The 25,358-nt window shown below is 51.8% G+C and carries 16 protein-coding genes; 2 read left to right on the plus strand and 14 right to left on the minus strand.

Annotated features, from left to right (window positions below):
- Window position 1: 1 nt before the first annotated feature.
- The 4 genes from CCY01nite_RS02730 to CCY01nite_RS02745 all read right to left on the minus strand — a co-directional run bounded on the left by CCY01nite_RS02730 (window position 2) and on the right by CCY01nite_RS02745 (window position 7,378).
- Window positions 2-3,331, minus strand: a complete 3,330-nt coding sequence (locus CCY01nite_RS02730; RefSeq protein ID WP_146857762.1) for a TonB-dependent receptor — start codon at window positions 3,329-3,331, stop codon at window positions 2-4.
- A 43-nt stretch (window positions 3,332-3,374) separates the two neighbouring features.
- On the minus strand, window positions 3,375-4,352 hold the full coding sequence (locus CCY01nite_RS02735; protein WP_146857763.1) for a FecR family protein: 978 nt from the start codon (window positions 4,350-4,352) through the stop codon (window positions 3,375-3,377).
- 55 nt (window positions 4,353-4,407) lie between these two features.
- A complete protein-coding gene (locus CCY01nite_RS02740) occupies window positions 4,408-5,004 on the minus strand; it encodes an RNA polymerase sigma-70 factor (RefSeq protein ID WP_146857764.1) in 597 nt (198 codons plus the stop codon).
- 85 nt (window positions 5,005-5,089) lie between these two features.
- Window positions 5,090-7,378: a GH92 family glycosyl hydrolase gene (locus CCY01nite_RS02745; protein WP_146857765.1), complete on the minus strand. Its 2,289-nt coding sequence runs from the start codon at window positions 7,376-7,378 to the stop codon at window positions 5,090-5,092.
- Between the two features lie 171 nt (window positions 7,379-7,549).
- Here CCY01nite_RS02745 and CCY01nite_RS02750 point away from each other — a divergent pair, with 171 nt between their 5' ends.
- Window positions 7,550-8,740, plus strand: coding sequence for an alpha/beta hydrolase family protein (locus CCY01nite_RS02750; protein ID WP_146857766.1), 1,191 nt, complete (start codon window positions 7,550-7,552; stop codon window positions 8,738-8,740).
- 41 nt (window positions 8,741-8,781) lie between these two features.
- On the opposite strand, the gene CCY01nite_RS02755 is transcribed toward CCY01nite_RS02750, so the two are convergent.
- Entirely contained in the window at window positions 8,782-10,176 is a 1,395-nt protein-coding gene (locus CCY01nite_RS02755) for a PQQ-dependent sugar dehydrogenase (protein WP_222614298.1), read from the minus strand.
- 175 nt (window positions 10,177-10,351) lie between these two features.
- On the opposite strand from CCY01nite_RS02755, the gene CCY01nite_RS02760 reads away from it, so the two are divergent.
- A complete protein-coding gene (locus tag CCY01nite_RS02760; RefSeq protein ID WP_146857767.1) occupies window positions 10,352-11,575 on the plus strand; it encodes a right-handed parallel beta-helix repeat-containing protein in 1,224 nt (407 codons plus the stop codon).
- 17 nt (window positions 11,576-11,592) lie between these two features.
- On the opposite strand, the gene CCY01nite_RS02765 is transcribed toward CCY01nite_RS02760, so the two are convergent.
- From CCY01nite_RS02765 to CCY01nite_RS02805, 9 genes are all read right to left on the minus strand, one after another.
- A complete protein-coding gene (locus tag CCY01nite_RS02765) occupies window positions 11,593-12,918 on the minus strand; it encodes a Fic family protein (RefSeq protein ID WP_146857768.1) in 1,326 nt (441 codons plus the stop codon).
- Between the two features lie 168 nt (window positions 12,919-13,086).
- Window positions 13,087-15,405: a Gldg family protein gene (locus tag CCY01nite_RS02770; protein WP_146857769.1), complete on the minus strand. Its 2,319-nt coding sequence runs from the start codon at window positions 15,403-15,405 to the stop codon at window positions 13,087-13,089.
- A 17-nt stretch (window positions 15,406-15,422) separates the two neighbouring features.
- Window positions 15,423-16,355: an ABC transporter ATP-binding protein gene (locus tag CCY01nite_RS02775; protein ID WP_146857770.1), complete on the minus strand. Its 933-nt coding sequence runs from the start codon at window positions 16,353-16,355 to the stop codon at window positions 15,423-15,425.
- Between the two features lie 7 nt (window positions 16,356-16,362).
- Window positions 16,363-17,886, minus strand: a complete 1,524-nt coding sequence (locus tag CCY01nite_RS02780) for a PKD-like family lipoprotein (protein WP_146857771.1) — start codon at window positions 17,884-17,886, stop codon at window positions 16,363-16,365.
- Window positions 17,887-17,891: 5 nt separating this feature from the next.
- Window positions 17,892-18,596: a DUF4843 domain-containing protein gene (locus tag CCY01nite_RS02785; protein ID WP_186830868.1), complete on the minus strand. Its 705-nt coding sequence runs from the start codon at window positions 18,594-18,596 to the stop codon at window positions 17,892-17,894.
- 27 nt (window positions 18,597-18,623) lie between these two features.
- A complete protein-coding gene (locus CCY01nite_RS02790) occupies window positions 18,624-20,021 on the minus strand; it encodes a RagB/SusD family nutrient uptake outer membrane protein (RefSeq protein WP_146857773.1) in 1,398 nt (465 codons plus the stop codon).
- On the minus strand, window positions 20,021-23,326 hold the full coding sequence (locus tag CCY01nite_RS02795) for a SusC/RagA family TonB-linked outer membrane protein (protein ID WP_186830869.1): 3,306 nt from the start codon (window positions 23,324-23,326) through the stop codon (window positions 20,021-20,023). The genes CCY01nite_RS02790 and CCY01nite_RS02795 overlap by 1 nt, the downstream gene beginning before the upstream one ends.
- A 147-nt stretch (window positions 23,327-23,473) precedes the next feature.
- Window positions 23,474-24,682, minus strand: coding sequence for a FecR family protein (locus CCY01nite_RS02800; protein WP_186830870.1), 1,209 nt, complete (start codon window positions 24,680-24,682; stop codon window positions 23,474-23,476).
- 75 nt (window positions 24,683-24,757) lie between these two features.
- Window positions 24,758-25,345, minus strand: coding sequence for an RNA polymerase sigma factor (locus CCY01nite_RS02805; RefSeq protein WP_146857776.1), 588 nt, complete (start codon window positions 25,343-25,345; stop codon window positions 24,758-24,760).
- Window positions 25,346-25,358 lie beyond the last annotated feature (13 nt).

Here is a 25,358-nt window from a genome sequence, read left to right on the forward strand (position 1 = left end):
GTCAGAACGTAACGTTTAAGGTGACCGCCAGTGTTTTTGCTTTCGGATATTGGTAGAGGTCTACGCCCTGGTTGAAATCTCCATCGAATGAGGACGCTTCGGGATCGTAGCCTTTGTATTTGGTGAACAGGAAATAATTCTCCGCGCTGACGCCGAGCATGGCCGACTTCAGCCGGTACTTCTTCAGCCATTCTTCCCGCAGGCGGTATCCGAGCACGATGTTGCGCACGCGCAGGAAGGTGCCTTTTTCTACGTTGTAGCTGTCCATCTCGCTGTCGAACCCATCTCCCGGCAGGCGCAGCGCGGCGTTCATACCGCCCTGCCGCTCCGGCGTCCAGGCGTCCAGCAGGCTTTTGTAGCTGTTGATGGCTGGCGCGGCGTTCACCATGAGCATGCGGGTGAAGTTCGCGAGGCTGTGACCGTAGATGGCTTGCAGGTCCACCGCCAGTGAAAAGTTTTTGTACGTAAATGTATTGCTCACGCTTGCTTCAAAATCCGGCATGCCATTGCCGAGCACAGTGCGGTCGTTAGCGTCTTTCAGTTTATTCTGATTCAGGTCCGCATATTTCAGGTCGCCGGGCTTTTTACCAAACACGGCGGCTTCCGTGGCTTCGTCCGTTCCCCAGGTGCCGAGGCGGAGGTAGCCGTAGAACTCGTTCAGCGGGCGGCCTTCCATGATGCGGCCTCCCCAGGGATACATGATATCGCCGTTCAGCTCCAGCACGCGGGAACGATTCATGGAATAGATCAGCGAAGTATTCCATGAAAAGCGCCGGCGGCGGATATTGCTTGTTACGAGCGATAGCTCTATGCCCCTGTTGCGGATGGAACCGATGTTATCGAAAGCGCCTTCATAGCCCGTGGTGGACGGCAGCAGCTTGTAATACAGCAGGTCTTTCGTTACGCGGTTGTACACGTCGCCGGTGAATTGCACGCGGCCGTCCAGCAGGGAAGCGTCTATGCCGATGTTGAGCTGGTGCGCTTTTTCCCATTTCAGGTTCCTGTTGCCGAGGGATTCCAGTGTAACCGACGGCACTACCTGGCCGTTGAAGATCACCTGTCCGCTTCTCAGCCTGTCTTCCGTAACATAATCCCCGATGTCCGCATTCCCCACGATGCCGTAACTGCCCCGCAGCTTCAGGTCGGTGATGCCGCGCACATTGCGCAGAAAAGGCTCTGAGGACAAACGCCAGGCGCCCGAGAAACTCGGAAAATAACCATACCGGTTGTTGGCCCCGAAGCGGGAGGAACCATCCGCACGAAATGAAAACCCGAACAGGTAGCGGCTGTCAAAATCATAATTGAACCGCATGTAATAGGAATTCATGGCCGTGTTGCTGGCGCCGGACTCCGGCCGTTGCGGCACCAGTCCCGTTTGCAGGCTGTTATAAGAAAAAAAGTCATCGAAAAAACCTTCACTACCCGCTTCCGTATTCATGTTCGCGAAATAATACCAGCTGGCGCCCGCCACGCCGGTGAGCTTATGTTTACCGAACTGATCGTTCCAGGTCAGGTAATCTTCCGAAGTCCAGGAACCGGAATTGCCGTGCCCCCGTGTAGCCACGCCCTGCTGCGTATCCGAGTAGCCGCGGATATCGCGGCCGGAATAATACAGGTTGTAAGTAGCGCCCGTTTGCCCGCTCAGACTTGCGGTAAAATGCAGCTTGCCGCTGAAGCGGAACGTGGCCAGCAGGTTGCCCATGGTATACGTGCGGCCGGCGACGGACTTCACTTCCCGCATCAGCCGCACGGGATTTTCGGAATCTTCCGCACCGGGATAATCGCCTTTCCGCGAATAGCTGCCATCCGCATACTGCACGGGCAAGAAAGGCAGGAACTCATAGATCTGCCGCACCGCATTCAATCCGAACGTATTGATGTCTACATTATTCTGCTTGAATGCGCCGCTGTTGATCACGGCCTGCAAGTGCAGCCATTTCTTTACATCCCATCCCACATTGATAAAACCGTTCACCTGCCGCGAGTAGCTGTTGATCAGAATACCCTGCTGGTCATTATAGGAAAGGTTCACCAGGGCGGTAATCCCTTCCCTGCTGGCGGACAGAGACAATGAATGTTCGTGCGACACGGCGATGCGGCTGGCTTCTTCCTGCCAGTCCGTATTGTATTTCGGCGTACCATCCGCATTGAACAGCTCTTCCTTCCGCAGGAATTGCCGCCCCGGATCGAGGTGAGGCGCCGTACGGCCGGGCAGGTATTCGTATTCGCGTTTAAACATTTCCAAAGCTTCGTCCGCATTCATCAGGTCCACTTTCCGGGCGAGGGAGCCGAAGCTCAGCGTGTTGCGGAATGAAATATCCGGGCTGCCCCTCGTTCCTTTTTTGGTGGTGATCACGATCACGCCGTTGGAGCCTCTTGAACCGTAAATTGCCGAGGCAGCGGCATCTTTCAGCACATCTACCGCGGCAACTATGTTTGGATCGATGTTCATCGGGTCTGCTCCCACAATTCCGTCTATCACGTATAAAGGCCCGTTGTATGCGTTGATGGAGCCGGTGCCCCTGATCTTCACGATGGGATTTCCGCCCGGCTTGCCCGAGTTCATCATCACGCTCACGCCCGCTACTTTCCCGGCAAGCCCCTGCATCATGTTCATGGTGGTGGCGCGCTCGTTCAGCGCTTCGCCACTTACGGTACCTACGGCGGTGGTGAGCTTTTCCTTGCTGGACGTTCCGTAACCGATCACCACCACTTCTTTGAGTGAAGCATGTTTCGGCAGGAGGGTGATATACAGCAAGCCCACGTTTTCCACCGGCACCTCCTGTTCGCAAAAACCCAGCAGGCTGAAACGAAGCGTGTCGCCCGGTCCGGCGCGGATGCTGAAGGCGCCGGCCTGGTCTGTGGCAATGCGTGCCGCCGAGCCTTTCACCATTACATTCACGCCTTCCAGCGGGTTGGCCCTCGTGTCCGTTACCCGGCCGTTGAGCATCTGCGGGCCGGGTGAACGGGAAGGCGGCGGCTCTTTGCGGGTGATCAGTATGTTTCTGCCGCGCAGCTCGTATTGCAGGCCGGACGGCAGGAGCTTCAATACCTGTTCAACGGAAATATTCTTTTTGTTGACCGTCACTTTTCCGCTGCGGGCTATTTCAGATGGACTGTACACAAACCTGAACCTTGTCGCCGCTTCTATCTGGTCAAATATTTTGTCGAACGTCTGGCTGGTCACCTGTATGCTCACCACTGTTCTCCGCAGCTCCTCTCCCGCCACCTGCGCAAATGCCCGCGGCAGGCACAGGCAACACAAAGCCAGCACCAGGCAGGCAACCCACCCGGGCCTTTTGTGCAGGCGTTCCGCTGTTGTCTCTTTCATAACTCGAAATTATCGCTACACCCGGATGACGCTATCCGGTTATCTATTCTGGCTGACCGTCATATACCAGGAATTCGTTCTTTTGCTGATCGTATTTGTAACTGAACCCATAAATATCGCATAACATGTCCAGCACATCCTTCAACGGCACATGCTCATCGAACCGGGCCGTGAGCAGCGAGTTGGCAATGTGTTCCTCCGCAAAGCGGATGCGCGCGTTGTAGCGGCGTTCCAGCTTCTGCGCAATATGGCTGAACATCGCTTTCTTGAACACCAGCTGTCCCTGCCTCCAGGCGCTGAAATCATCCGCCGCGATCTCATTCTTTTCTATCCTGTTGGCGGCGGCCTGGTAGATGGCCTGCTGGTTGGCGGCGAGCGTGACGGCAGCTGCCTGGTCATTTCCTACCGCAACCTTGCCGCTGGTTACCGTTACGGTCACCGTTTCGCCCGGCGTGTAGGCATCGATGTTAAAGCTGGTGCCTAACACGTTTACGTTGAGCGTGCCGGCGTGTATCAAAAAAGGTTTGCCCTGCTGCGGTGTTACTTCAAAATATCCTTCGCCTTCCAGCCAGACCTCACGGCTTTCTCCCTGTGCGTACCGTATTTTGCTGTCGAAATTCAACCAGACCGTTGTGCCGTCCGGCAGGGATATTTTCTTGATGCCGCTTCTGTCTGTCTGTTCCGTTACTATCATAACAGCTGTGCCGGACCGGTCGGAATCATTACGCGCAAAGTAAAAACCTCCTCCCACCGCCAGCAGTAACACTACCGCAGCGGCGGCCCACCAGCGGGCGGATATGCTGATGATCTTTCCGCGCCGCCCTTCTTTCTCCACTTCCCGGCTGATGCGCATGAAAAGCAGCTGCTCCAGCGCGGTGCGCTGCTCGTCCGTGAGCTGTTCCGTAAGGCCGGGATCGTGGCTGAAAGACGCATACCAATCGTCTACCTCCCGGATTTCCGCTGCTGTGGCGGTTCCTTCCAGATATTTATCCAATAGTTCTTTTAGCCGGGTGTTGTTCATGTATATAGTCTCTCTAACATTAGACACCTGAAAAATGTCCTACCGCCATTGCGCTTTAAAAAAACAGTAAGGCTACCAGGAACCAGAACAGGGTGAAGTTGTATTCTTTCAGGCGCGAACGCAGTATTTTCAATGCTTTCACCATGTGTTTCTCAACGGTGTTCACGGAAATATCCAGTTGCTGCGCGATATGCTGGTACGACAGGTGTTCTTTCCGGCTGAGGTAAAATACTTCCCGGCATTTTTCCGGCATGCTGGCGCAGGACTCGTCTATCTTCTGCTGCAGTTCCTTCAGTTGCAGGCTGCTGGCGGCATCCGGCTGATAGGGCGTACTTTCTTTGAGCATATGCTGCTGGTAAGTGTTACGCACCAGTTCCGAGCGCACCGTGTTCAGCACCCTGTTCTTCAGGGACGTATGCAGGTAGTTGCGGAGCGAAGTGGTGAGAGCAATGGTTTCCCTTTTCAGGTAGAGATTTACGAGCAGGCTTTGTACAAGCTCCATCGCCGTTTCCTGCACTTTCACGCGACGGTAGGCGGCATCCAGCAATTCCTGCCAGAAGCGCCGGTAGATATCCTCAAACGCTTCCTTATGCCCTTGCTTCACCAGCAGGAACAGCTCCTCATCGGTATACGTGGAAAAATCTTTTCGCATCGGCGGAATTCGAACTACAGGCTAATTTAATCGTTTTAGCAGTATTTTCTTAATGCCGGTACGAAAATATCGCAGCGCCGCATTTTTACGGCCTGCTCAGTGAAAAGGGCCTGTCCGCCTGCATAATGCCTCTGCCGGTAGCGGGTTTGTTTCCCATTTCCAGCGTGAGCACACCGCCATTGACAATATCCGCATGCCGCAGCCAGTTGTGCGGCCAGGGCCGGCCGTTGAGGGTGGCCGACTGGATATACACGTTCTCCGGGCTGTTGTTGCGCGCTTCCACCACGAATTTATTTCCGTTTTCCATCGTCACCGTCACCTTCGGGAACAAGGGGCTGCCGATCACGTATTGGTCCGTACCGGGACAAACACTGTAAAAACCCAGCGCGCTCATTACGTACCATGACGACATCTGTCCCTGATCTTCATCACCGGGATAACCGTTCTCACCCGCGTTATATAGTTTGCTCATTATCTTTCTTGCATGCGCCTGCGCTTTCCAGGGCTGGCCGGCGTAGTTGTACAGGTAGATCATATGCTGCACCGGCTGGTTGCCATGTGCGTACTGCCCCATGTCCGCATTTACCATTTCCGTCATTTCATGGATCATCTGCTTGTAATATCCTACGTTCACTTTATTCGGCACGCTAAACACCGAATCCATCTTTTCAATAAACCGCGTTTCTCCACCCATCAGGTCTATTAACCCCTGTACATCATGGAACACGGACCATTGCCAGTGCCAAGCGTTGCCTTCGGTATACGGACCGCCCCATTCATAAGGATCGAAATTTTCCAGCCAGCTGCCGTCCAGCTTGCGGCCCCGCATGAAGCCGGTGATGCTGTCGTACTGATTTTTATAATTGTACATGGAACGGCCGAAGACGTATTGATAGAATTCGTTGCTGGTCTGCTTCGCGAGCTGGTATCCGCAGAAGTCATCATACGCATATTCCAGCGTCTGCGAGGTGCTGCCGTGCGATTCGGGAAAGCTGACGTAGCCGAGCTGATAATATTCCTTCCAGCCCGCGCGGCCGTTGGCGCCGCCCCAGGGGCCTTTGTTCATCGCTTCATGAAAATAAGCGTCCAGCGCCTGTTTCGGATCAAAGGTACGGATGCCTTTTACCCAGGCGTCCGTCAGCAGGGAAATGGCATGATTCCCCAGCATGCCGCCGGTTTCGCCGGGGAACGACCAGGCCGGGAACCAGCCGCACTGCTGCTGTGCGTCCAGCAACGCCTGCATGTAGCGGCCCTGCATGGTGGGATGCAGGATGGTGTTGAGCGGGAACTGTGCGCGGAAGGTGTCCCAGAAGCCGTTGTCCGTGTACATGTAGCCGTTGTGCACTTTGCCGTCATATGGACTGAAATAGTAAGGCTCCCCTTTGCTGTTGTATTCGAAGAATTGATGCGAGAAAAGGTTCGCCCGGAAAAGGCAGGAATAAAAAGTCGCTTTATCTTTCTCTGAACCGCCTTCTACCAGCACTCTGCCGAAAAGCGTATTCCATATCCTGTTGGCGGCGGCTTTCGTCTGTTCCAGTTTGGTGTGGCTCCCCAGTTCCCGCTGCCAGGTGATTTCCGCCTGTTCCGCGCTGATATAGGAAGATGCTACTCTTGCCTGCACTTTCGCGCCGTTACGGAAACGGATATACGCTCCCGCGCCGTTCGCTTCGGCGGAGAGGTTCCCGGCGGAAATGGTGTTGTTTACATTCTCCCAGGTGCCGCTGGCTTCGAAAGGCTGGTCGAACACGATCACAAAATAATTCCTGAATCCTTTTGGAATAAAGCGGCCGTTGGTGACGTAGCCGGTGATCTTGCGCTCTTTGGGAAAGATCTTTACGCCGCTCAGCGCGTTGTAGCCGTCCAGTACAATGTAAGCCGGCGTTTTGGCGGGAAAGGAAAAACGCAGGTGCGCGCCTCTTTCTGTGGTGGATATTTCCGTGGTGACCTTGTTGGCGAAAGTTACCTTATAATAATCCGGCCGGGCAATTTCATCATCATGACTGAATGCGGCAGCGCGCTCTTCTTCATTTACTTTCAGCTCACCGGCTACCGGCATCAGGCTGAAAACGGCGTAGTCGCCCACCCAGGGGCTGCATTGATGCACCTGCTGGAAGCCGCGGATGGTTGTGGCCTTGTACTGGTACTTCCAGCCGTCACCATTCTTACCTGTTTGCGCCGACCAGGCATGCATGCTGAAAGGCAATGCTGTGGTGGGATACGTGTTCCCGTAGCTGAGGGCGAACTCGGAATTGGTGCCTTGTAAAGTGTTGGCATAGGCTACGAGATCTTTTTGTTGCGCGGATGCCAGTAAAGAGGCGCAGCAGAGCAGACCTGCAAAAAATTGACGGTTTTTTATAAAACGTGGTGATCGCATGCTTGAACGTGTCTTTTACATTAGACACGGGAAAGCGTGGATACCGCCATTGGTTGGGAAAAATTTACCCGGCAAACCGGCGCGGGAATAAACCGTATCCGCCCATCCGTTATGAAACATGCTGAAAATCTGCCGGAATAATGGTATTTTAATTCTCAAGCATTTCCTCGAATGAATAAAATTCCACTTTCCCTAATGCTGCTGGCCTGCTTTCTGAACGTACAGGCCCAGCAATATGATGAATCCAAAGTTCCTGCCTACACGCTGCCCGATCCGCTGACCGCAGCAGATGGCCGTCCGGTAAAGAACGCCCGTACCTGGGAGAAGATCCGCAGGCCAGAGATACTGCGCCTGTTCGAGGACAACATTTATGGACAGATGCCACGTACGTTCGACAGTATCCGTTTTGCCGTATTGCGGGAAGATCCGCGGGCAATGGAGGGTAAGGCATTACTGAAGGAAACAAAGATCACGGTGTATCGTTCAGGTCAATCGGTTTCCATCCAGCTTGTGCTATTTGTTCCGAACAACGCCCCGCGGCCTGTTCCTGCATTCCTCCTGATCAACAACCGCGATAAAAAAAATACCGACCCGGACAGGAAAACAAAAAGCCCTTTCTGGCCGGCGGAGATGGCGATCGACAGTGGTTTTGCCATCGCCGCTTTCCACGTCAGCGACCTTGCTCCTGACGATAAGACCAATTATGTGAACGGCATGCTGCGGCTATATCCTGAACAGCTTCAAACAGACAATGGCATGAAAGCCATCGGCGCCTGGGCCTGGGGCGCGGCACGGGTGATGGATTACTTTATAACGGAGCCTTTGATAGATGCAAAGAAGGTGGCCGTAGTGGGTCATTCCCGCGGAGGCAAAGCAGCGTTGTGGGCCGCCGCGGAAGATCAGCGGTTTGCGCTATGTATCACCAACTGCTCCGGTAATTCCGGCGCGGCGCTGGCCCGCCGGCAATTTGGGGAGCGGATCAGCAGGATCAACACCACCTTCCCGCACTGGTTCAATAACAACTACAAAAAATATAACGACCGCGAAAATGCACTGCCGGTAGACCAGCATATGCTCATTGCGTTGATCGCACCAAGACCCCTGTATGCCACCAATGCCACTAAAGACCTTTGGGCAGACCCAAAGGGAACATTCCTGTCGCTGAAGCATGCGGAGCAGGTGTACCGGTTGTACGGACTGCGTTCATCGCTGCCGGACGAGCCCCCGGCAATGAACGTGGCGGTGGAAGTGCCGCCGCTCGGATATCACAACCGGGAAGGGAAACACGACATGACGTTATTCGACTGGGCACACTTTATCCGGTTTGCGAGGAAAAGTATGAACAGCCGCATGGCTATGTGAAAGGGGCTTCCCTTATCATCAGAAAGCCCCTTTTTTTCCTGTTAATAATTCTTACCTCCATCCTTATGCCCGTGTTCCTTTTCCTGCACCAGCTTAAATACTTTTCCGGTAGTACCGGAGGGGCCTGCAACACTGGAAACCGTCAGGTATACTTCTCCTTCCATATCCTGCCCGAAACCTTTCAGATAATAACCGATATCGTCCGGATGATCTTTCAATGCCACTTCCGTAAAATCCCACAATCCTTCACCACCGCGGGGATCAGCAACAAACAGCTCACCGTTGGGCACATTGCCGGGTTGGGAAAAAGTACCGAACAGGTATTTCCCCTTCAACGCGGGTATTTCACGGCCGCGATAAACATTCCCTCCGATGATGGTAGTAGCCCGGCCTCCTTTTGGATTGTCCGCGTTATTCATTTCAATGACGGGATCTATCAGCCGGTTTCCCATTGAATCGGTAACGGGACAGCCCGGCAGCTCTACGGTATTGTTGGCCGCATCAAAACAATGTGTTCCTTCTTTTACGTTCCATCCATAGTTTCCTCCTTTCCTCACCACATCTATTTCTTCGTACAGCGACTGCCCGGCATCGCCAGCATATAACCAGTGATTGCCGCCCATGTCAAAAGAAAAACGGTAAGGATTGCGGAAGCCGTAAGCATATATCTCATCGCGGCCCGGCTTGTCCACGAACGGGTTGTCGGCCGGGATACCGTAGGGACTGCCGTTGTTGACATCAATGCGAAGAATGTCGCCGAACAGGTTGGAGTCTACATCCTGCCCGTTACCGCCGGCGTTTACAGCATACCAGTCCATTACATGCCCCGGCGCCACATCATTTGCCGCGCCGCCATCGCCGATAGCAATGTACAGGTATCCGTCCGGCCCGAACGCCAGCGTACCGCCGTTATGATTGCCTTGCGGATCGTCGATATCGAAAAGAATTTTCTCCGAGCTCATGTCTGCCACATTGGGATCGGCGGACACTTTAAACTCCGCGATACGGCTCAGGTTGTTCCATGAAGCGCCTGCCTGCGGGCCTCCGGGGCGGGGAGGAAGATTGTAGTAAATAAAGAACCGCCCGTTGGTCCGGTAGTCCGGGTGGAACGCAAACCCCAACAATCCGCGTTCATCGTAATTCGGATTTAACGCAACCATCGCGCCGGTTACATCCAGGAAGGGCGTTGCCAACCTGTTGCCGTTGGCATCCACGATCCAGATCTTCCCCACCTGGTCAAGGATGAACAGCCGTTTGGTGTTGTCCGGCGCCTCCACCACACCGAGCGGAGATACCAGGTTGTCCGCCACCAGCTCCAGGCTTATGGCTTTAGGCGGCCTGAAATCAGGTTTCCTGCAGCTGTGGATGAACAGCGGCAAGACGACTATCATACTGCGCAGGAAGAGGTGCGCGGCCTTTGTGGTACTGATTTTCATAGTAATCACGATTTGGTGGTTAAAAAAAATCGTAATAGGCAGAGAGGGGAATTGCCCGCCAGGCGGTCTTTACAACAGCAGTAGCGCAAAGACATGGAGCGGAATAAACCAGTACGCGGATAAATAAAAAAAGGTTGCCTTTTTTTGATCTACTTTTAAATAAACGCTCATTCCCATGCGACTGCTCATTCTCTTGCTTCCCCTTGCCTGCCTGTATGGCCCTCTGTCCGCCACGATACTGCATACCGGCCACGGACAACGTTATGCGGATATTACCGCCGCCGCAAAAACAGCTGTTCCCGGCGATACCATACTCGTGCACAATGGCGCGTATCGTGGTGATCAGTCATTACAGGGATTGCAGGGCGCACCGGGCAAATGGATATATATCATAGCGGAGAAAAGCGGGGCAGTATTGTTTGAAGGCGGGAACACAGCCTGGAGAGGGAGCGACCTGGCTTACCTGCACATCGAGGGATTTGTATTTGCCGGGCAAAAAGGCAATGGCCTCAATCTGGATGATGGCGGCACTTATACCTCTCCGGCGCATCATATCGTATTGCAACATTGTACATTCCGGGATATGGCCGCCACCGGCAATAACGACCTCCTTAAACTATCGGGCGTGGATGACCTTACCATTGTGCACTGCACGTTCCTCAACGGTTCACCCGGCGGCAGCGGCATCGACATGGTGGGCTGTCATAACGGCCTCATCCGACAGTGCCGCTTTGAGAACATGGGGGCGAATGCCGTGCAGATGAAAGGTGGCAGCAGCAATATCCGCATTGAAGCCTGTATGTTCAGGAATGCCGGCAGCAGGGCCATCAATCTTGGCGGCAGCACCGGGCTGGCTTTTTTCAGGCCGGCCAACGCCACCTGGGAAGCAGCGGACCTGAAAGTGTACAGCAATGTGTTCATCGGTTCGGACGTGCCGGTGGCATTCGTGGGATGCATCCGCTCGGAAGTGGTGAACAATACCATTTACAAACCGGGCAGATGGGCCATCCGCATTCTGCAGGAAAACAGGGATACTACGCGCTTCGTGAAATGCGGGGATAATATCTTTCGCAATAATATTGTTTGCATCGATGAACAGGTGCGTACCGTCTGCAGTATTGGCCCCGGCACGGCGGCGGAAAGCTTTACTTTTTCCAATAACCTGTGGGTGCATACCGGGAATGGCGCATGGAGCGGGCCATCACTGCCGGCGCCTGAAGCGGGTGGACTGGTGGGGAAAGATCCGCTGTTCAGGAATGCAGAGGAAGGGGATTTTCGTATTGAGGATGGGAGCGCGGCGGCTGGTGCGGGATTTGGGGTGCGGGATCCGGAGAGGGATTATGGAGGTAATTTGTTTGGGAGGATGAGGAGTATCGGGGCATTTGAAGTGAATGAATAAAAAAATGACCGGTTTATTTAGCCGGTTATCTTCTTCGTAAAATTTTTTACCGGAAGATATTGGCTTTTATTTCTCAATCTTCGTTCTTCAAAGAAACCTTCAGTCACCAGGCCGTTGAGATCATTACGGGCGGTCTGGTTACTAATACCAAATTTAATTTCTACCTGCTTCACGGTAAAATAAGTTGTTGGCACCCGCATCACTTCCTGCACCAATATTATCTGCCGTTCATTTAAACTCGTTGACCGCAACATGTTCATTGCGCTCTGCTTTTCCTCCGATTTTCGTTTGATATACCGCTTCAGGTCCTCTAATGCCAGATGGATACATCTTAAATTATAGTGTACAAAATAGGTCAGATCGTTCTCATCCTGTTCTGTGTGTAAATAAGCTCTTGAATATTGCGCCTTGGAAGATAGAATAATCCTGGATACAGACATGAACTCAATCAACCAATAACCATGCTTTAAAAGATACCAGTAAAAAATTGTTCTGGCTGTTCTTCCATTTCCATCTACGAAAGGATGGATATAACCGATCAGGAAATGCAGGATGATCCCTTTGGTTATGGGATGCAGAAAGAAATCAATTTTCTCCTTATCGTTTGCAAAATCACAAAATGCGGCCATTAGCTGATCAATATCCACTGCTTTGGGAGGAGTGTAAATCGCAGCTCCTGTTTGAACATCTACAACTTTGACATCATCGTCTTTTCTGAATTCACCTTCTTCTCCTGTATCGGCCAATGTAGACTTCGTCAAGACAGCGTGAAGGTGTTTGATATTTGGCAAGGTTATCGGCGTGCTTCTGTTTTTAACGATCCATTGCATCGCATTGTAGTTATTCACGATCATTTGCTCCGCATGGTTCTGGGGCTTCCGGTTGCTTTGCAACATTTGCTTGGCAATTTTCCGGGTGGTCGCAGCTCCTTCCAGCTGACTGGATGCAATGGCTTCTTCCATCAGCGAACTAATAAGGTACCTGTCCTTGTCTTCCGCAGGAATAATCATTTCACCTTGTAACGACCCTCCGAGGTTCAGGTCAAATTCGTGCAGATACTGTTGAATTTTGGAGGGCGAGCCAATGAGGAATTCCAACGCAGAAAGCCCTCCTACAGTCAGCCTTTTATTGGATATCCTGCGGTGAGCCTTGACGGTACCCCAAAGTTTTTTTGGGGATATCCCCCATTCCTGAGCCCTGTACTTCCATTTGTCATAGTAGTAATATTTACTATTGACGATAGTAAGAAATTCTTCAAATTTCCCCATTTTACTTAATTCATTCAATACGTCTCCAAAATTAAACGTTCTGGGAATCAACGGAGTAGGTTCAGGAAGCCTCATAATATCTCCTAATTTTTACAAATTTAGGAGTTTTTAGGAATTCAGGCTAATTTGGGAGCCGAAATCCCAAAAACTCCTAATTTGTGCAATTTTAGGAGTTTAATGGAGATAATTTAAAAGCATAAAGCAGGGCAAATACCCTGCTTTATAACTATGATGAAAAAAAGATCACTGTCTTCTCCGCCGGAACCATATTATCAGGTAACTGATTAGCATCACAGCCGGTAAAACACCGGTGAACGCTATTTTGGAAATCCTGAAACCAGTTTTCCCGATCTTGATATCGTTATCTGTAAATGGCGGACGGCTCACATCCACCGGTGCGTCGTAGTTGGACAGCCAGTTGAAAGACCCGGCGATCAGCATGAAATTCCCCGCCATAATATCCTTGCGCGAATGACCAAGTTCTCCATTGCTGATACAATCGGCATCTCCCAGGATGATAATCTTCTGTTCCTTTTCATTGACCTTACGGCTGAGCGCAATGGCAGTAGCCATGTTAGCGGCTTCCGTTTCGCCCGCGGCAAGGTTCAAGGTTGCGCTGTCATCTACAAAATCAACCGTTTCCAGTTCGTTCCATACGCCGGTGGAATCGGTTATGAACAAAGGTTTAACGGTATAGCCGTTCGCAGCCGCGGCATTGTATTGGAGGCCCACTGCTGATGGCATTACTACTACCTGCTTGTTGCGGTGAATGGAGCCAAAAGCATCCGCAAGGTCGCCGGCTTCTTTGGTTGGACGGGTAAATATCAGGTCAGCCTGAAAGTTCTTGCTGGGCTTTACCAGCCTGCCTTCCATCAGCTGTACGCCAAAGATTTCCGTGATAACGTTCATGGTGCCCTGCCGTTTGGGTTCAGCTGCTATCAGCAGGTTCCCGCCCCGGGCAATGTATTGTTTCAGGTGCTCCAGGTGAAGGTCCGGGAGGGCTGTTTTCACGTCCGCGATCACCAGGATGCTGATGTGCGCCGGCACCTCGTTGTCGAGAGAAAGTTGTTCGAAGTCGAAGCCCTGGTTGATGAGGGAATAGCGGAAAGTATTTTCCCTGGCGAACTTGTTATAATCGCGGTCGCCCTCTTTGATGCAATCCCGCTCACCATGCCCCTCTACAAATCCTACTTTGGGCAACGTAGTCACCAGCCGTTTAATGGCGGCGCTGATCTCCCCTTCGGAAGGAAAGCCCATCGCATCGTTAAAAACGCGCAGTACGGACTGCTGCCCGTTGTCGCGCTTCAGCACCTTTACATACCGGAATTGTTCTGCGGCCAGCGTTTCCTTAATGCTTCCGATCTCGTCCACCGGCAGGAACAAGGCGGAGTCCACACCGTAGACCTGGGCGATCTTTCCCATCCGGCCCTTATCGTCCAGCGTCGGATAGCGGTTGTTCAACGATTTCTCGTTTCTGCCTTTGGCATAATAGCGTACATACTTCATTTTGATCTCCGGCTTGAACCGCAGATATTCCCTGAAACGGCGCATATCGTCCAGCTCTGCCCTGGGCATGCCCATCCACAGCCAGCGGTCTTCGTCCAGCGCATTGGAGTAGGTGGTGATCGTCAAACCGCCCTCCGCTTTACTCACAATATCCTGGCTGGCTTTGGTCAGCGTGCGCAACTTCGTCCTGGTAGCATCGTAAAAATACATCAATGCGGGACGCGAGCTCAGGTAGCCGATCACCACCGCACTACCGATCACCAGGAGGTAACGGCCCATGGAAACAGACGGCCGGGTTTTCTGGCGCACAGCGCGGAAACGGAATATGCACAACCCCAGGAAAAGACCGATAACGGTGAGGAAATAAATTACATCTTCACTGCTGATGATACCACCGATGAATTCATTCGTTCTGCCCCCCATCGTGAGCCAGAACATGATGTCACGGACAAAAGGCACATCCTGCCACAGCTGGTTGGTGTAGTTCAGCACGGCAAAAACGGCAAAGGTGCCCATGGCGGCAACTACCTGGTAAGAGGTGAGGCTGGACATAAAAAGCCCCACGGCGCCGTAAGCGCAGATCAGCAAAAACACGCCCAGCAAGCCGGTCAGTGTGGCGGGGAAGTCGAATTTATCCACTACAAAAGCGCCGTATAGCGTAAAGAGGAATACGATGCCGGTCATCAGCAGCGCGTAAGCCGCAATGGACAGGAACTTCCCGAAAATGATCTGGGCATCGCTGATCGGTGAAGAATACAGTAATTTGATGGAACCGCTGCTCAGCTCGCGGCTCATCATGCCCATGGTGAGCAAGGGTATATAGAAATAGAGATATCCGAGCAATCTTGCATAGAATCCCTGCCAGGGATCGGTATACAGGTTCAGTGTAACGCCTTTTAATTCATATCCCATTTCCTTGAAATTGACGAATCCGCTCAGGGCGCCCGTAAACACGAGGCTGGCCTGGATGGTGAATACAATAAGGATAAGCCATGCGATGGGTGAATAAAAAAGCAGCTGTAATTCGGTACGGGCGATTCTTATAATTTGTTTCATTATCGTATTTTCTATGTTCAGGACCGAATCTGTTTTTTAGACAATTCAGCAAAAATGGTGTCCATCGAATTTTTCTCTGCGTTGATCTCCTTGAGGCGCCAGCCATTGTGAACGCTCTGGCCGATGATCGTTTCCAGCATGTCATCCACGCTGCCTACTTTCACCCGGTACCGCGCCGCGCCCAGTGATTCCACATCCACTACGTTCGGCAGCCGCTTCAATTCCTCTACTCCCTTTGGTTCCAGCATGGTGAGTATGATCGTGCCCGGCGCTGCGTAGCGGTCAAATTCTTCCACGCTGCCGGAGAACACCACGCGGCCTTCGGCCAGCATCAGGATGTAGTTGCAGGCGGCCTGCACTTCTGAAAGCATGTGGGTGGACAGGATCACCGTTCTTTCCTGTGCAATTTGCTTGACAAGGTTCCGTATCTCTACGATCTGGTTGGGATCAAGACCGTTGGTAGGCTCGTCCAGCACTACGAGCTGGGGATTGTGGATGATGGCCTGCGCGATGCCTACCCGCTGCTGGTAACCGCCTGACAAATTCCGTATCAACCTTTTCCTGAAATGGGTGATGCCGCATTGGTCCAGCGCTTTGTCCACCGCACGCCCCTGCTCTTTGCGCGGTATCAATCTCAGTCCGGCGCAGTGCGTGAGATATTCTTCAATGGTCAGGTCAATGTGCAGCGGAGGCCGCTGCGGCAGGAACCCCATCAGGCTTTTGGCGGTGATCGCGTCCTTGCGGATATCAATGCCGTTAATAAAAACATCTCCTTTCGTGGGCTTCAGTACCCCACATAAAATGTTCATCATAGTAGACTTGCCCGATCCGTTGGACCCTAACAATCCATATATGCCTTTGACCGGAATTTCAAAATCGATATCACGGATCGCCCATTGAGCGGTATAACGATGCGATAGTTGTTCTGCTTTTATAATTGGTTGCTTCATATATCGTTTACATTTGAGTAAAGCCAAATCCCATCTTGTACATGCTGCTTACCGGCACGCCTTCGCCCAGTTCGATCTTCTTTATCAGGCGGCGGGAAGGATCGGCTATCTGGTCTGACAGGATGCCAAGAATATACATATCACCATTCTCCAATCCCACCATCAGCTGATCATGAGTGTGAACACCCATGATCTGGTTCTGGCTGGCGGTGATCGTTCTGATGGGGGAATCAAAGGAAAAATATTCGGAGGTCCTTGCCGGTCCCTGTTCATAGAGGTACAGGGTTTTGTTTCCGCTGCCGCCTGAATAAAAGAGATAGTTGTCGATACGGGGCAGCTGGCAGAAAACACTTTCCGTGTTGGCCGTGCCCGCACCGAAGGCGGTTTCAGACATGAACAGCGCCTGTATCGTATAAAACTGGTCTATTACCATGATCTTCTGCACAAAATGCTGGGTGCCGTCAAAGAACACGAGGTAGTAAGAAGAGGTAAACCGCCCCTGCTGCAACCTGCCCACATACACCAATTCCTTATCCATGGCGTTGATGAGGGTGGTGCCGGGAGGAACGGGAGGGCCGGGCATATAGTTCACCGGCAGTACAAGGCCCCGGTCCGAGCCCAGGAAAAGCTGGCCTTTTGTTTTGTCATACAGGATGGTCTGCCCGCTCAGGTAAGTGCCGGTCCAGCCTTTGTCGAATTTCACACCGTTGGGTATGAACATGGGTTTGTTGGGATATACGCCGGATTGGGAAAATGCGTTGTTTACATGCTTCCGCGTGTATATGTTCCCGTTATCGTCCAGCATCATGCTGTAATCCCACATGTAAAACTCTCCGCGTGGACGAAAATCGGTTGGCAGCGTGTTCCCGAGAAAGAAATTATTGGTGTTGTAAAGCGGTCCGAGGTTGGTGCCGTCCAGCTCTATATTACCGCCGTCATCATTTCTTACGATGAGGATATTTCCCGGGTTGGTCAGCCCCGAGCCCGCCATCCAGTGCTCTTTCACTTCCAGGACATCAGGCCCCAGCTCATTTCCGGAGATGGTGGTATAAAAATCCGCCGTTATCTCAAATGTGACCGGATCTATAAAAGAAATGATACCGCGGTTGTCTTTTTTCGTTAATACCACCCATCCGGTCAGGTACTCGGGAATGGCATCCACATAAAATCCTTCCAGGAAAGTAGATTCATCTTTTTTGTTGACCACCTTCACCTTCACATAAGGCCGTATGCCGGTCAGGTCGCGTACGGCGTAATCCAGCACGGGGCCCGTGCTGATCTGCTCGCCATTGCAATACCAGGTAAATGAAAATATCTCCGCCAGCGTGCTGCTCGGTACCGTATCGCCACGATAGATGAGCTGTGGCTGGATGTGCAGCGTATCGCTGGCCCTGGGGCTCAAAAAATTGCCGCCTTCAAATACGATCGTTACTTTATTAAGCTCATCATAAGTATAGTTGCCTTTGTCCTTATAGCAGGAAGCCAGCAGGAACAGCGCCATTATGAGGCTATATAGTTTTGTTTGTTTCATGGGTATCAGAATAAGTTTGGCGAAACATTGATCAGACCATTTTCATCTTCATATACTTCTCCATTTTCCCGGCCGCGGGCGAGAAAATCGCGGAAGATGATCGCATAGGCTCTTTGCTCGGTTTCCGACAGGCCGGTCATATCCGCTACGCCGGTAGCCTCAATGAAAAGACGGTATTTATTGTCCGAATACCTGCCCAGGAAATTGGTTTCAACAACATTGTCCCACCATCCCGGCCGGGCGATCATGTCGGAAAAAGTAATGTCGATGTACCGGTTGGCGGGAGGCCCAAGCCGGAAATGTTCATTTTCGTTCAGCATGAGCCTGATCTTGAATTTCTCCGTTTTCAGGCGATCGGAGTTGTGAAGCACCAGGGCGATGGTATCCACCGCGCGCCCGGCGCGCAGCACCATCGGAGCCGGCAGTTCGTAGTCGCCTGCCTGGGCGGTTGTTTCCGAGGCATCTACCGCGAGGGTGACCACCCGGTCCTGTTCGCTCAGCTTGCCGATCAGCTTTACCAGCACCGGCACGGTATCCCTGTCCGCCCCCGGATGGAAGGCAAAGGAATATTCAATGGGAACCACCTCATTGATGCTTGCGCTGTCATTCGCCAGGTAGACATAGTTTATCTCACCATATTCGTCCACCGCATCTTTGGTGCAGCTCATTAGCGAGTAGCATAATATCGTTACGACATATAAACGTTTCATGTGTCGGAATTTTTTTATCATTAACAGCTATCTTTCAGTTACCGGCAATACAAATTTGTCGGTCAGCGTCTGGTTGCCGCCGTATTCGTCCAATACCGTTTTGTTCAGCCGCTTGTAGAGGAAAAACAATTTACCTTCTCCCACGAACTCCCTGCGGGCATCGTTGATGATCGCATCCTCGAACGCTGATTTGGAAGCGATAGAAGAAAGCGGGACGGTACAGCCCCGCTTCGCACGGAGGGTATTCAACAGCGCCAGGGCGCCGTCAGGATCAGTATCGTAAAGCGTTTCAGCAGCGATGTGGTATAGTTCGCTTAACCGGAACATGGGAATGACGGAGGTAATAAAACCTTCCCGGTCCTGCTCCAGGTCAAACTTCATCAATTGTCTTCCATCAGCGGTGAGGTAGCATTTCTTCCTGTAATCCGAGTTCAGATCGCTGCCGAATATCGGGGATGTATTAGGCAATAAAAAGATGACCTTGTTGAATTCCTCTTCAAAATCTATCCGGTAGAGGGAAAAAATAAGATCTTCAGACAGGAGCCGGTCATAAACACCCACATCAATGACGGTGGCCGGTGTAAATGAGATGACCGGTTCGTTGTCGGCCATTTTATCATCGATCACTTCCATCGCATTCGTGTAAGCCAGCTGCTCATTGCCGGCGTATTGCGCAACACGGGCCAGCAGCGCCGTGGTAGCGTAATATCCCATGCGGAAGCCTCTTTGCCCGGTACCAAAGAAAGTCCGATCCTCACCAAAGCGGTAGCGGAATTTATTGAAATCATTTTTGGCTACCGTACGGGTATCAAATTCCTTTTGCAGTTGCTTGCTGCGGGTAAGGTCCGCGATGAGCAGCTGCAATATTTCGCTGGTAGGCTTTTCCGGCATGGGCACATGGCTCAGCGCTGTATAATAGGGAATGAGGGTCGCATCCTGCACTACAGGCGCCGGCGCATACAGGCGAAGCAGGTCGAAATGCAACATGGCGCGGATCGCAAGCACTTCGCCTTCCAGCCGCGCACGCTCATGTTCTTTAAAGAATCCCGGCTCTTTTTTATTCATCTCCTCCAGCAACCCGTTGCAATTGGCGATGGTCGTATATGCAAGCGCCCAGATGGAATTGATGCGCTGCTCCATACCGGAGGATACATAATCGTAATTTTTCAGCTGGTCGTACAAGGTGTTCTTCAGGTCGTAGCAGCGGGCGAGTACGTCCACAAAGCCATGGGTCAGCATTTCACCATATAAAGTACCAGAAGAAAGATTGGTGTAAATGCCGTTGAGCGCGATCGAAAAGCCTTCCGGCGTTTCAAAAAGCACATCCGCGGATACCTCGGACTTTGGTTCCAGTTCCAGCCAGTCTTTCACACAGCCGGAGAACAGGATCATGACGCCAGTCAATATCAAGAGTAACTTTTTCATTAAAAGCCCAGGTTTAAAGTGAGATTAATAGTTCTCGCATAGGGAAAGTCGGTCCCGCGTTCCGTATCGATGCTCGATATCCGTCCGAGTTCATTACTGGTCACCTGCATTCTGCAGGTGTTTACCTTCCAGCGGTTGAGGATGCGCTTGGGAAGGTCATAGCCGATCGTGATGGAATTGAACTCTATGTAATTATTGCGTTGTACAAAACGGGAAGTTACCTGTGTAACCGTGTTCCATAGGCGTACATCTTTTAAATGGGTGAGGTCGCCGGGCTTCTGCCAGCGGTCTGTAAATACACGGCTGTCCACATTCCTGTAAACATTAGCGTTCTCCACTTTGCTCACGAGCGTGTTGTTGTACATGTCACCGCCATATTCATACAGGAAGCCGGTAAAGACGAAGAACGATTTATAGCTTAAATTAAACCCGAACGCTCCTCTCCAGTCCGGCTCCGAATCGCCCACTACCATATGCTGGCTCTGGTTCCAGGTGTAGGTTACTTCTCCGTTCTGGTCCAGGAATACTTCCCGCCCGTCCGCCGGGTTGATGCCCAGTGACTGCATGGCATAGATCGCGGTTTGAGAAGCGCCTTCATAATATTTGTTCAGGGGTTTGTTCACCGTTCTGTGGTCACTGTAATATTGTTCTACGCGCTTGTTATAGTCCTTCAGCGCATCTCCGATCTTCAGGAACTTGTTGCTGTTGTGCGCCGCGGTGCCGTACACGTTCAGGCTAACGTTCCGGGTGTTCAGCACCTGGTACCGCGCGCTGATCTCATAGCCTTCGTTGAGGATCTCGCCCAGATTGCTTTTGTACGATTTGAACCCGGTGGAAAAAGGCAGGGTGACATCTCCGATCAGGTCAACTGTTTTTTTATGATAATAGTTCAGCGTAACGCTGAGCTTGTTGAAAGCGGTGAGATCGAACCCGGCATCGAACATCGTGGTCTTTTCCCATTCCAGGTTCGGATTAGCGAGCGTGATCAGGTTAGCACCGATGCCGAAAGCATACCAGTCTTCAAAATTATATCCATAGGTGCTTTTGGATACGCTTTGTGAAAATCCGGCTTTACCTACCTGCCCGTAGTTGGAACGTACTTTGAGGTTGGTCAGCCAGGGATATTTTTTCTGTATGCCGGCATAGTTGTGAATGTTGATGCCGGCGCCGAGGGACCAGAAGGGCGCGAAGCGGGCGTTGGCACCAAATTGCGAAGCACCGTCGTAGCGGCCGGAGAAGTCCAGCAGGTAGATATTGTCGTAGCTGTAGTTGGCGGAAGCGAGGAAGCCGAGCAGCCGGGATTTTTCATTGTCGCCGGTGGGCTTGTTCAGGATGTCCGCAGCGAAATTGATATCGTCCGTATTACCGGTGAGGAAGCCCTGCACGGTATAGCCGGAGCGTGTCATATCTTTCTGGTTGGCGTTGGCGCCGAGGGTGGTGTTGAGGTAGTGTTTACCATAACCTTTGCCGTACGAAAGCAGGGCGTTGAAATCCCAGGTGAGCATCTGATCGTCCAGGATGCTTTTCGTTCCTTTTTTGGTGAATTCCATATTGTTGAACTGCGAGGAGGCCGGGTCTTTAAAATCCTGGCGCTGGCTGTTCTGCAGCATTACGGACAGCCGGGTATCCAGCCGCAGACCGTCTGCTATCGTCCACCGGAGATTGAAGTTGTTGGAAAAGTCGTTGTGTTTTGTGCGGTTGTAGCTTTTCAGATGCGCGTCGTACAGCGGGTTTCCCCTGCCGCCGGGATGCCCCCAGTCCCCCAGTTCCTTGAGGTAATTGCCTTCCTCATCGAGGAAAACTTCATAGGGATTTTGCTCCGCATACGTTGCAAAGGAACCAAACGGGGATTCCTGGGACTGTATATTATTCCACTGAATATAATTCCGGAACATCAGGTTGTTCTTCCGGTAAGAAATGGAGAAGCCGATGGAATTGTTGTTCCTTTCGGAGCCCTTCATAACGCCCTGCGTGCGGGCGATGTTCATGTCCGCGCCGAAAATGAATTCTTTGGAGCCGCCTTCTACGAGGAGGTTATGCCGTTGATTCAGGCCGGTGCGCAAAGGTTGCGAGAGCCAGTCTGTTTCCACGCCGCGGTTGATCTCCGCCAGCTTACCGTAATAATTCTGCTCGCGCGTCAGCGCCTGATCCGGGTGTTCATTTTCACGGCGGTCAAATACGCCGGCGATCCTTTCCAGCTCCAGTTTTTCCCTTGCATTCAGCAGATGGTAACCGGAGAGGTCCGGCGCAGAAATGCTTCCGTTCAAAGAATAGTTTACCCGCAATTTCCCACTCACGGGCTTTACCGTTTCTATCACTACCACACCGTTGGCGGCCCTTGAGCCGTAAATGGCCGTTGAAGCCGCATCCTTGAGAATGGTGATGGACTCCACGCGGGTGGGGTCCAGGTCAAAGATCCTTTGCACCGGTACTTCATAACCGTCCAGGATAAAGGTGGGCAGGTTAGGATCGTTGCGGAGCTGGGTGGGCGACAGTGCGGCCCCGTCGTCCGGGAGCGTAACATCCCCGATGCCGGAACGGCCGCGGATATATACCGGGTTGATGTTGTTGGGATCGGAACCGAGGCTGTTATTGTCCAGCACTTTGAAAGAGGGATCGAAGATCTGCAGGCTCCGCAGAATGTTGTTCGGCGCTACTTTTAACAGCTCTTCGCGTTTGATCACGACAGCTGAACCGGTAAAATTATTCTTGTTGATGTTGGAATAACCGTTGACGATCACCTGGTTCATCTGGTTGCTGCTGGCTTCCAGCATCAGGTCAAGATCGACCGTTCTGCCGGAGCTTGCTTTTACGTTATCATCCATGTCCGGTTTAACGGCAGCGGCGGTATAGCCATCCGCGGTTTCGCGCAGGCTTACCTCAAGGGTTTCATACCCGATGCTGGAAATCTGCAGAATGGTGCTCCGCTCAATGTTCAGCCGGAAGGAACCTTGTGCGTCGGTGGTAGTACCTGATTGCGTACCCTTCACCCGGATAGATACGCCTATCAGCAGTTCACCGGAACGGGAACGGACCGTACCGGTCACAAGCGCCGGCTGGCTGGTGGTGGTAGCAGGCGCTGCCGGCCGGTCAGAGTCAGGAGGCGGCGCCTTGCGCGAAAGGAAAATGTTCTTTCCCCGGAAGCGGTAGGTAACGCCCTGGTCCTTGAACACAAGGTTGAGGAACTGTTCTACCGGAATATTCTCAACGGATAGGGAAACCGGCTTTAAAGAAGTGAGGATGCTTCTCTCGCCGGAGATCACATGACCGGTCTGTTCTTCAACTACCTGGAACACTTTTTTCATGGCAACGTCCTTACCCGAGAATGTAATATTCTGGGACGTTGCAGATAGGTGTACCAGGAGAAGAACAGCAATTAATAACGCTGTTGATCTCATGTCAGCACTGTTTTGATTTTTGGTTGCGGCTAAAAAGCCCCTTGAAATAAATGGTTATTGTACTCCTGTAATAATTAGTTTTCTTCCCTCCAGTCTGAAACGGACTCCCCAATCTTTCAGACCGTCCATAAAATCGAGTAAAGAGAGGTCCCTGTTCACTTTTCCGAAAAAAGTCCTAGCAGGGATTCCTTTTTCATATACGACCTCTACATCATACCAGCGTTCCACCTCACGCATGAGTGCTTCCAGCGTGAGATCGTCCAGGTTGAAATAGCCGTCTTTCCATCCCATTACATTTTTGATATTGGCATGCTGAACAACAGTAATGGACTGTTCAATGTGTAAATACTTCACCTGCGCCTGCTGGCCAGGCTTCAGCACTACGCCGTTCCCTTGTTCTCCCTGTTCCAGCAGCTGTATCCGCACGCTTCCTGTCACCAAGGTTGTGCGCAGCGCATCCTCGTTGTCATAGGCGTTTACGTTAAAGCTCGTGCCCAGCACGTCTATCGTGGCGCGTTGATTGACCGTTACGCGAAAGGGCATTTCCGCATCTTTCTTCACCTCGAAATACACCTCTCCCGTTATTTCCACGCTGCGCTCCGTTCCGGCAAATGCCGTAGGGAAGCGGATAGAGCTTGCCGCATTCAGCCACGCTTTTGAACTATCTGGCAATAGCAGCTGATATATTTTCCCTTTCGGCGTTGACAGGGTATTGTAAAGAACATTGCTGCCGGGATTGCTGCCGGCATAGGAAAGCAGGCCGCCCTGTTTGGTGATGCGGGTATTCCCCTGGCTGGCTACTGCGCCGTCCACCGCTTCGTCCAGCATAATTTCCTTTCCATCCGCGAGCTTTAATACAGCGCCGTGTGAGGCCGGTTGCCGGTCGCGTATGGTTTGCGCCACCGGCGTTTTAACTTTCTCCTGTGTATTCCACCACAGGAACGCTCCCGTCAGCATTAACAGCGAAGCCGCCACCGCGGTCAATCTCCGCAGGTTGAACCACCTGATGTTTATAATTTTTTTATCGGCCTGCTTCTTAAACGAAACCGATTCTTTTATTTTTTTATAAACGATGTCTTTGCTCGTTTCATACTCCGTCAATGTTGCCGCCAGGGCCTCTTCGTCCGTGAATTGCCGGAAAAAACGCGCATGGTCTTCTGATTGCTGCACCCATTTGTCCAGTTCCTGCTTTTCCTGATCGTTCAATTCGTCGTTTAAATGCCTGGCAATCAGATCGGAAATAACTTTCGGTATTTCGTTCATAAACCAATAGTTGATAAGGTGTGAAACCCGGAAACACATATATAACCCGCAAGGGTACCTGTTTGTCCCGAATGGTTAGAAAAAATAATAAAGGCTCAGGGTAAAGCCCATTTGTGTGGTCCTGTTCAGGAAAATCATCCTGACGGACTTAATGGCGATGGACTTGGCGTTACGCACCGTTTTTTCGCTGATCTGGAGCATGTCGGCGATTTCCTGGTTGTTATACCCCTGGTAATAGGACAGGTTGAGGATATTCCGGTAGTAGTCCGGCAGCTTTTCCACTTCTTCCCGGATGCGGGTGATCAGTTCCGATTCAATTTCGGCGAAGAGGATGGCCGTTTGTTCCGAGCTGGTAAAGTCGCTGATCTGTTTGTCGATTGCGGAGCGGGCCTTTTGGTCCCGCAGGTAGTTAAAACACTTGTTCCTTGCGTTCAGAAAGAGGAAGGAACGGAGGTTCGTATAGGAATCCAGCGCGTCTTTTTTCTCCCATAAGAGGATAAAAAGCTGCGCCGTCATGTCCCGCGCATCCTCTATGGCAGGCAGGAGATACTTGCAGTATGCGAATATATGGTTGTAGAAATGATTGTAAATGGCGGTATAGGCCGATTCATCCCCATATTTAAATTTTAATATGGTGTCATTATCAAGTTCAATATCTGACATAAAACCCTCGTTG

Source organism: Chitinophaga cymbidii, assembly GCF_007992715.1.
GTDB classification, from domain to species: Bacteria; Bacteroidota; Bacteroidia; order Chitinophagales; family Chitinophagaceae; genus Chitinophaga; species Chitinophaga cymbidii.

What these genes read in the sequence shown, in the direction of transcription:
- CCY01nite_RS02730 (WP_146857762.1), bottom strand. Translation starts at nt 3,331, where the DNA reads ATGAAAGAGACAACAGCGGAACGCCTGCACAAAAGGCCCGGGTGGGTT.
- CCY01nite_RS02735 (WP_146857763.1), bottom strand. Translation starts at nt 4,352, where the DNA reads ATGAACAACACCCGGCTAAAAGAACTATTGGATAAATATCTGGAAGGA.
- CCY01nite_RS02740 (WP_146857764.1), bottom strand. Translation starts at nt 5,004, where the DNA reads ATGCGAAAAGATTTTTCCACGTATACCGATGAGGAGCTGTTCCTGCTG.
- CCY01nite_RS02745 (WP_146857765.1), bottom strand. Translation starts at nt 7,378, where the DNA reads ATGCGATCACCACGTTTTATAAAAAACCGTCAATTTTTTGCAGGTCTG.
- CCY01nite_RS02750 (WP_146857766.1), top strand. Translation starts at nt 7,550, where the DNA reads ATGAATAAAATTCCACTTTCCCTAATGCTGCTGGCCTGCTTTCTGAAC.
- CCY01nite_RS02755 (WP_222614298.1), bottom strand. Translation starts at nt 10,176, where the DNA reads ATGAAAATCAGTACCACAAAGGCCGCGCACCTCTTCCTGCGCAGTATG.
- CCY01nite_RS02760 (WP_146857767.1), top strand. Translation starts at nt 10,352, where the DNA reads ATGCGACTGCTCATTCTCTTGCTTCCCCTTGCCTGCCTGTATGGCCCT.
- CCY01nite_RS02765 (WP_146857768.1), bottom strand. Translation starts at nt 12,918, where the DNA reads ATGAGGCTTCCTGAACCTACTCCGTTGATTCCCAGAACGTTTAATTTT.
- CCY01nite_RS02770 (WP_146857769.1), bottom strand. Translation starts at nt 15,405, where the DNA reads ATGAAACAAATTATAAGAATCGCCCGTACCGAATTACAGCTGCTTTTT.
- CCY01nite_RS02775 (WP_146857770.1), bottom strand. Translation starts at nt 16,355, where the DNA reads ATGAAGCAACCAATTATAAAAGCAGAACAACTATCGCATCGTTATACC.
- CCY01nite_RS02780 (WP_146857771.1), bottom strand. Translation starts at nt 17,886, where the DNA reads ATGAAACAAACAAAACTATATAGCCTCATAATGGCGCTGTTCCTGCTG.
- CCY01nite_RS02785 (WP_186830868.1), bottom strand. Translation starts at nt 18,596, where the DNA reads ATGAAACGTTTATATGTCGTAACGATATTATGCTACTCGCTAATGAGC.
- CCY01nite_RS02790 (WP_146857773.1), bottom strand. Translation starts at nt 20,021, where the DNA reads ATGAAAAAGTTACTCTTGATATTGACTGGCGTCATGATCCTGTTCTCC.
- CCY01nite_RS02795 (WP_186830869.1), bottom strand. Translation starts at nt 23,326, where the DNA reads ATGAAAAAAGTGTTCCAGGTAGTTGAAGAACAGACCGGTCATGTGATC.
- CCY01nite_RS02800 (WP_186830870.1), bottom strand. Translation starts at nt 24,682, where the DNA reads ATGAACGAAATACCGAAAGTTATTTCCGATCTGATTGCCAGGCATTTA.
- CCY01nite_RS02805 (WP_146857776.1), bottom strand. Translation starts at nt 25,345, where the DNA reads ATGTCAGATATTGAACTTGATAATGACACCATATTAAAATTTAAATAT.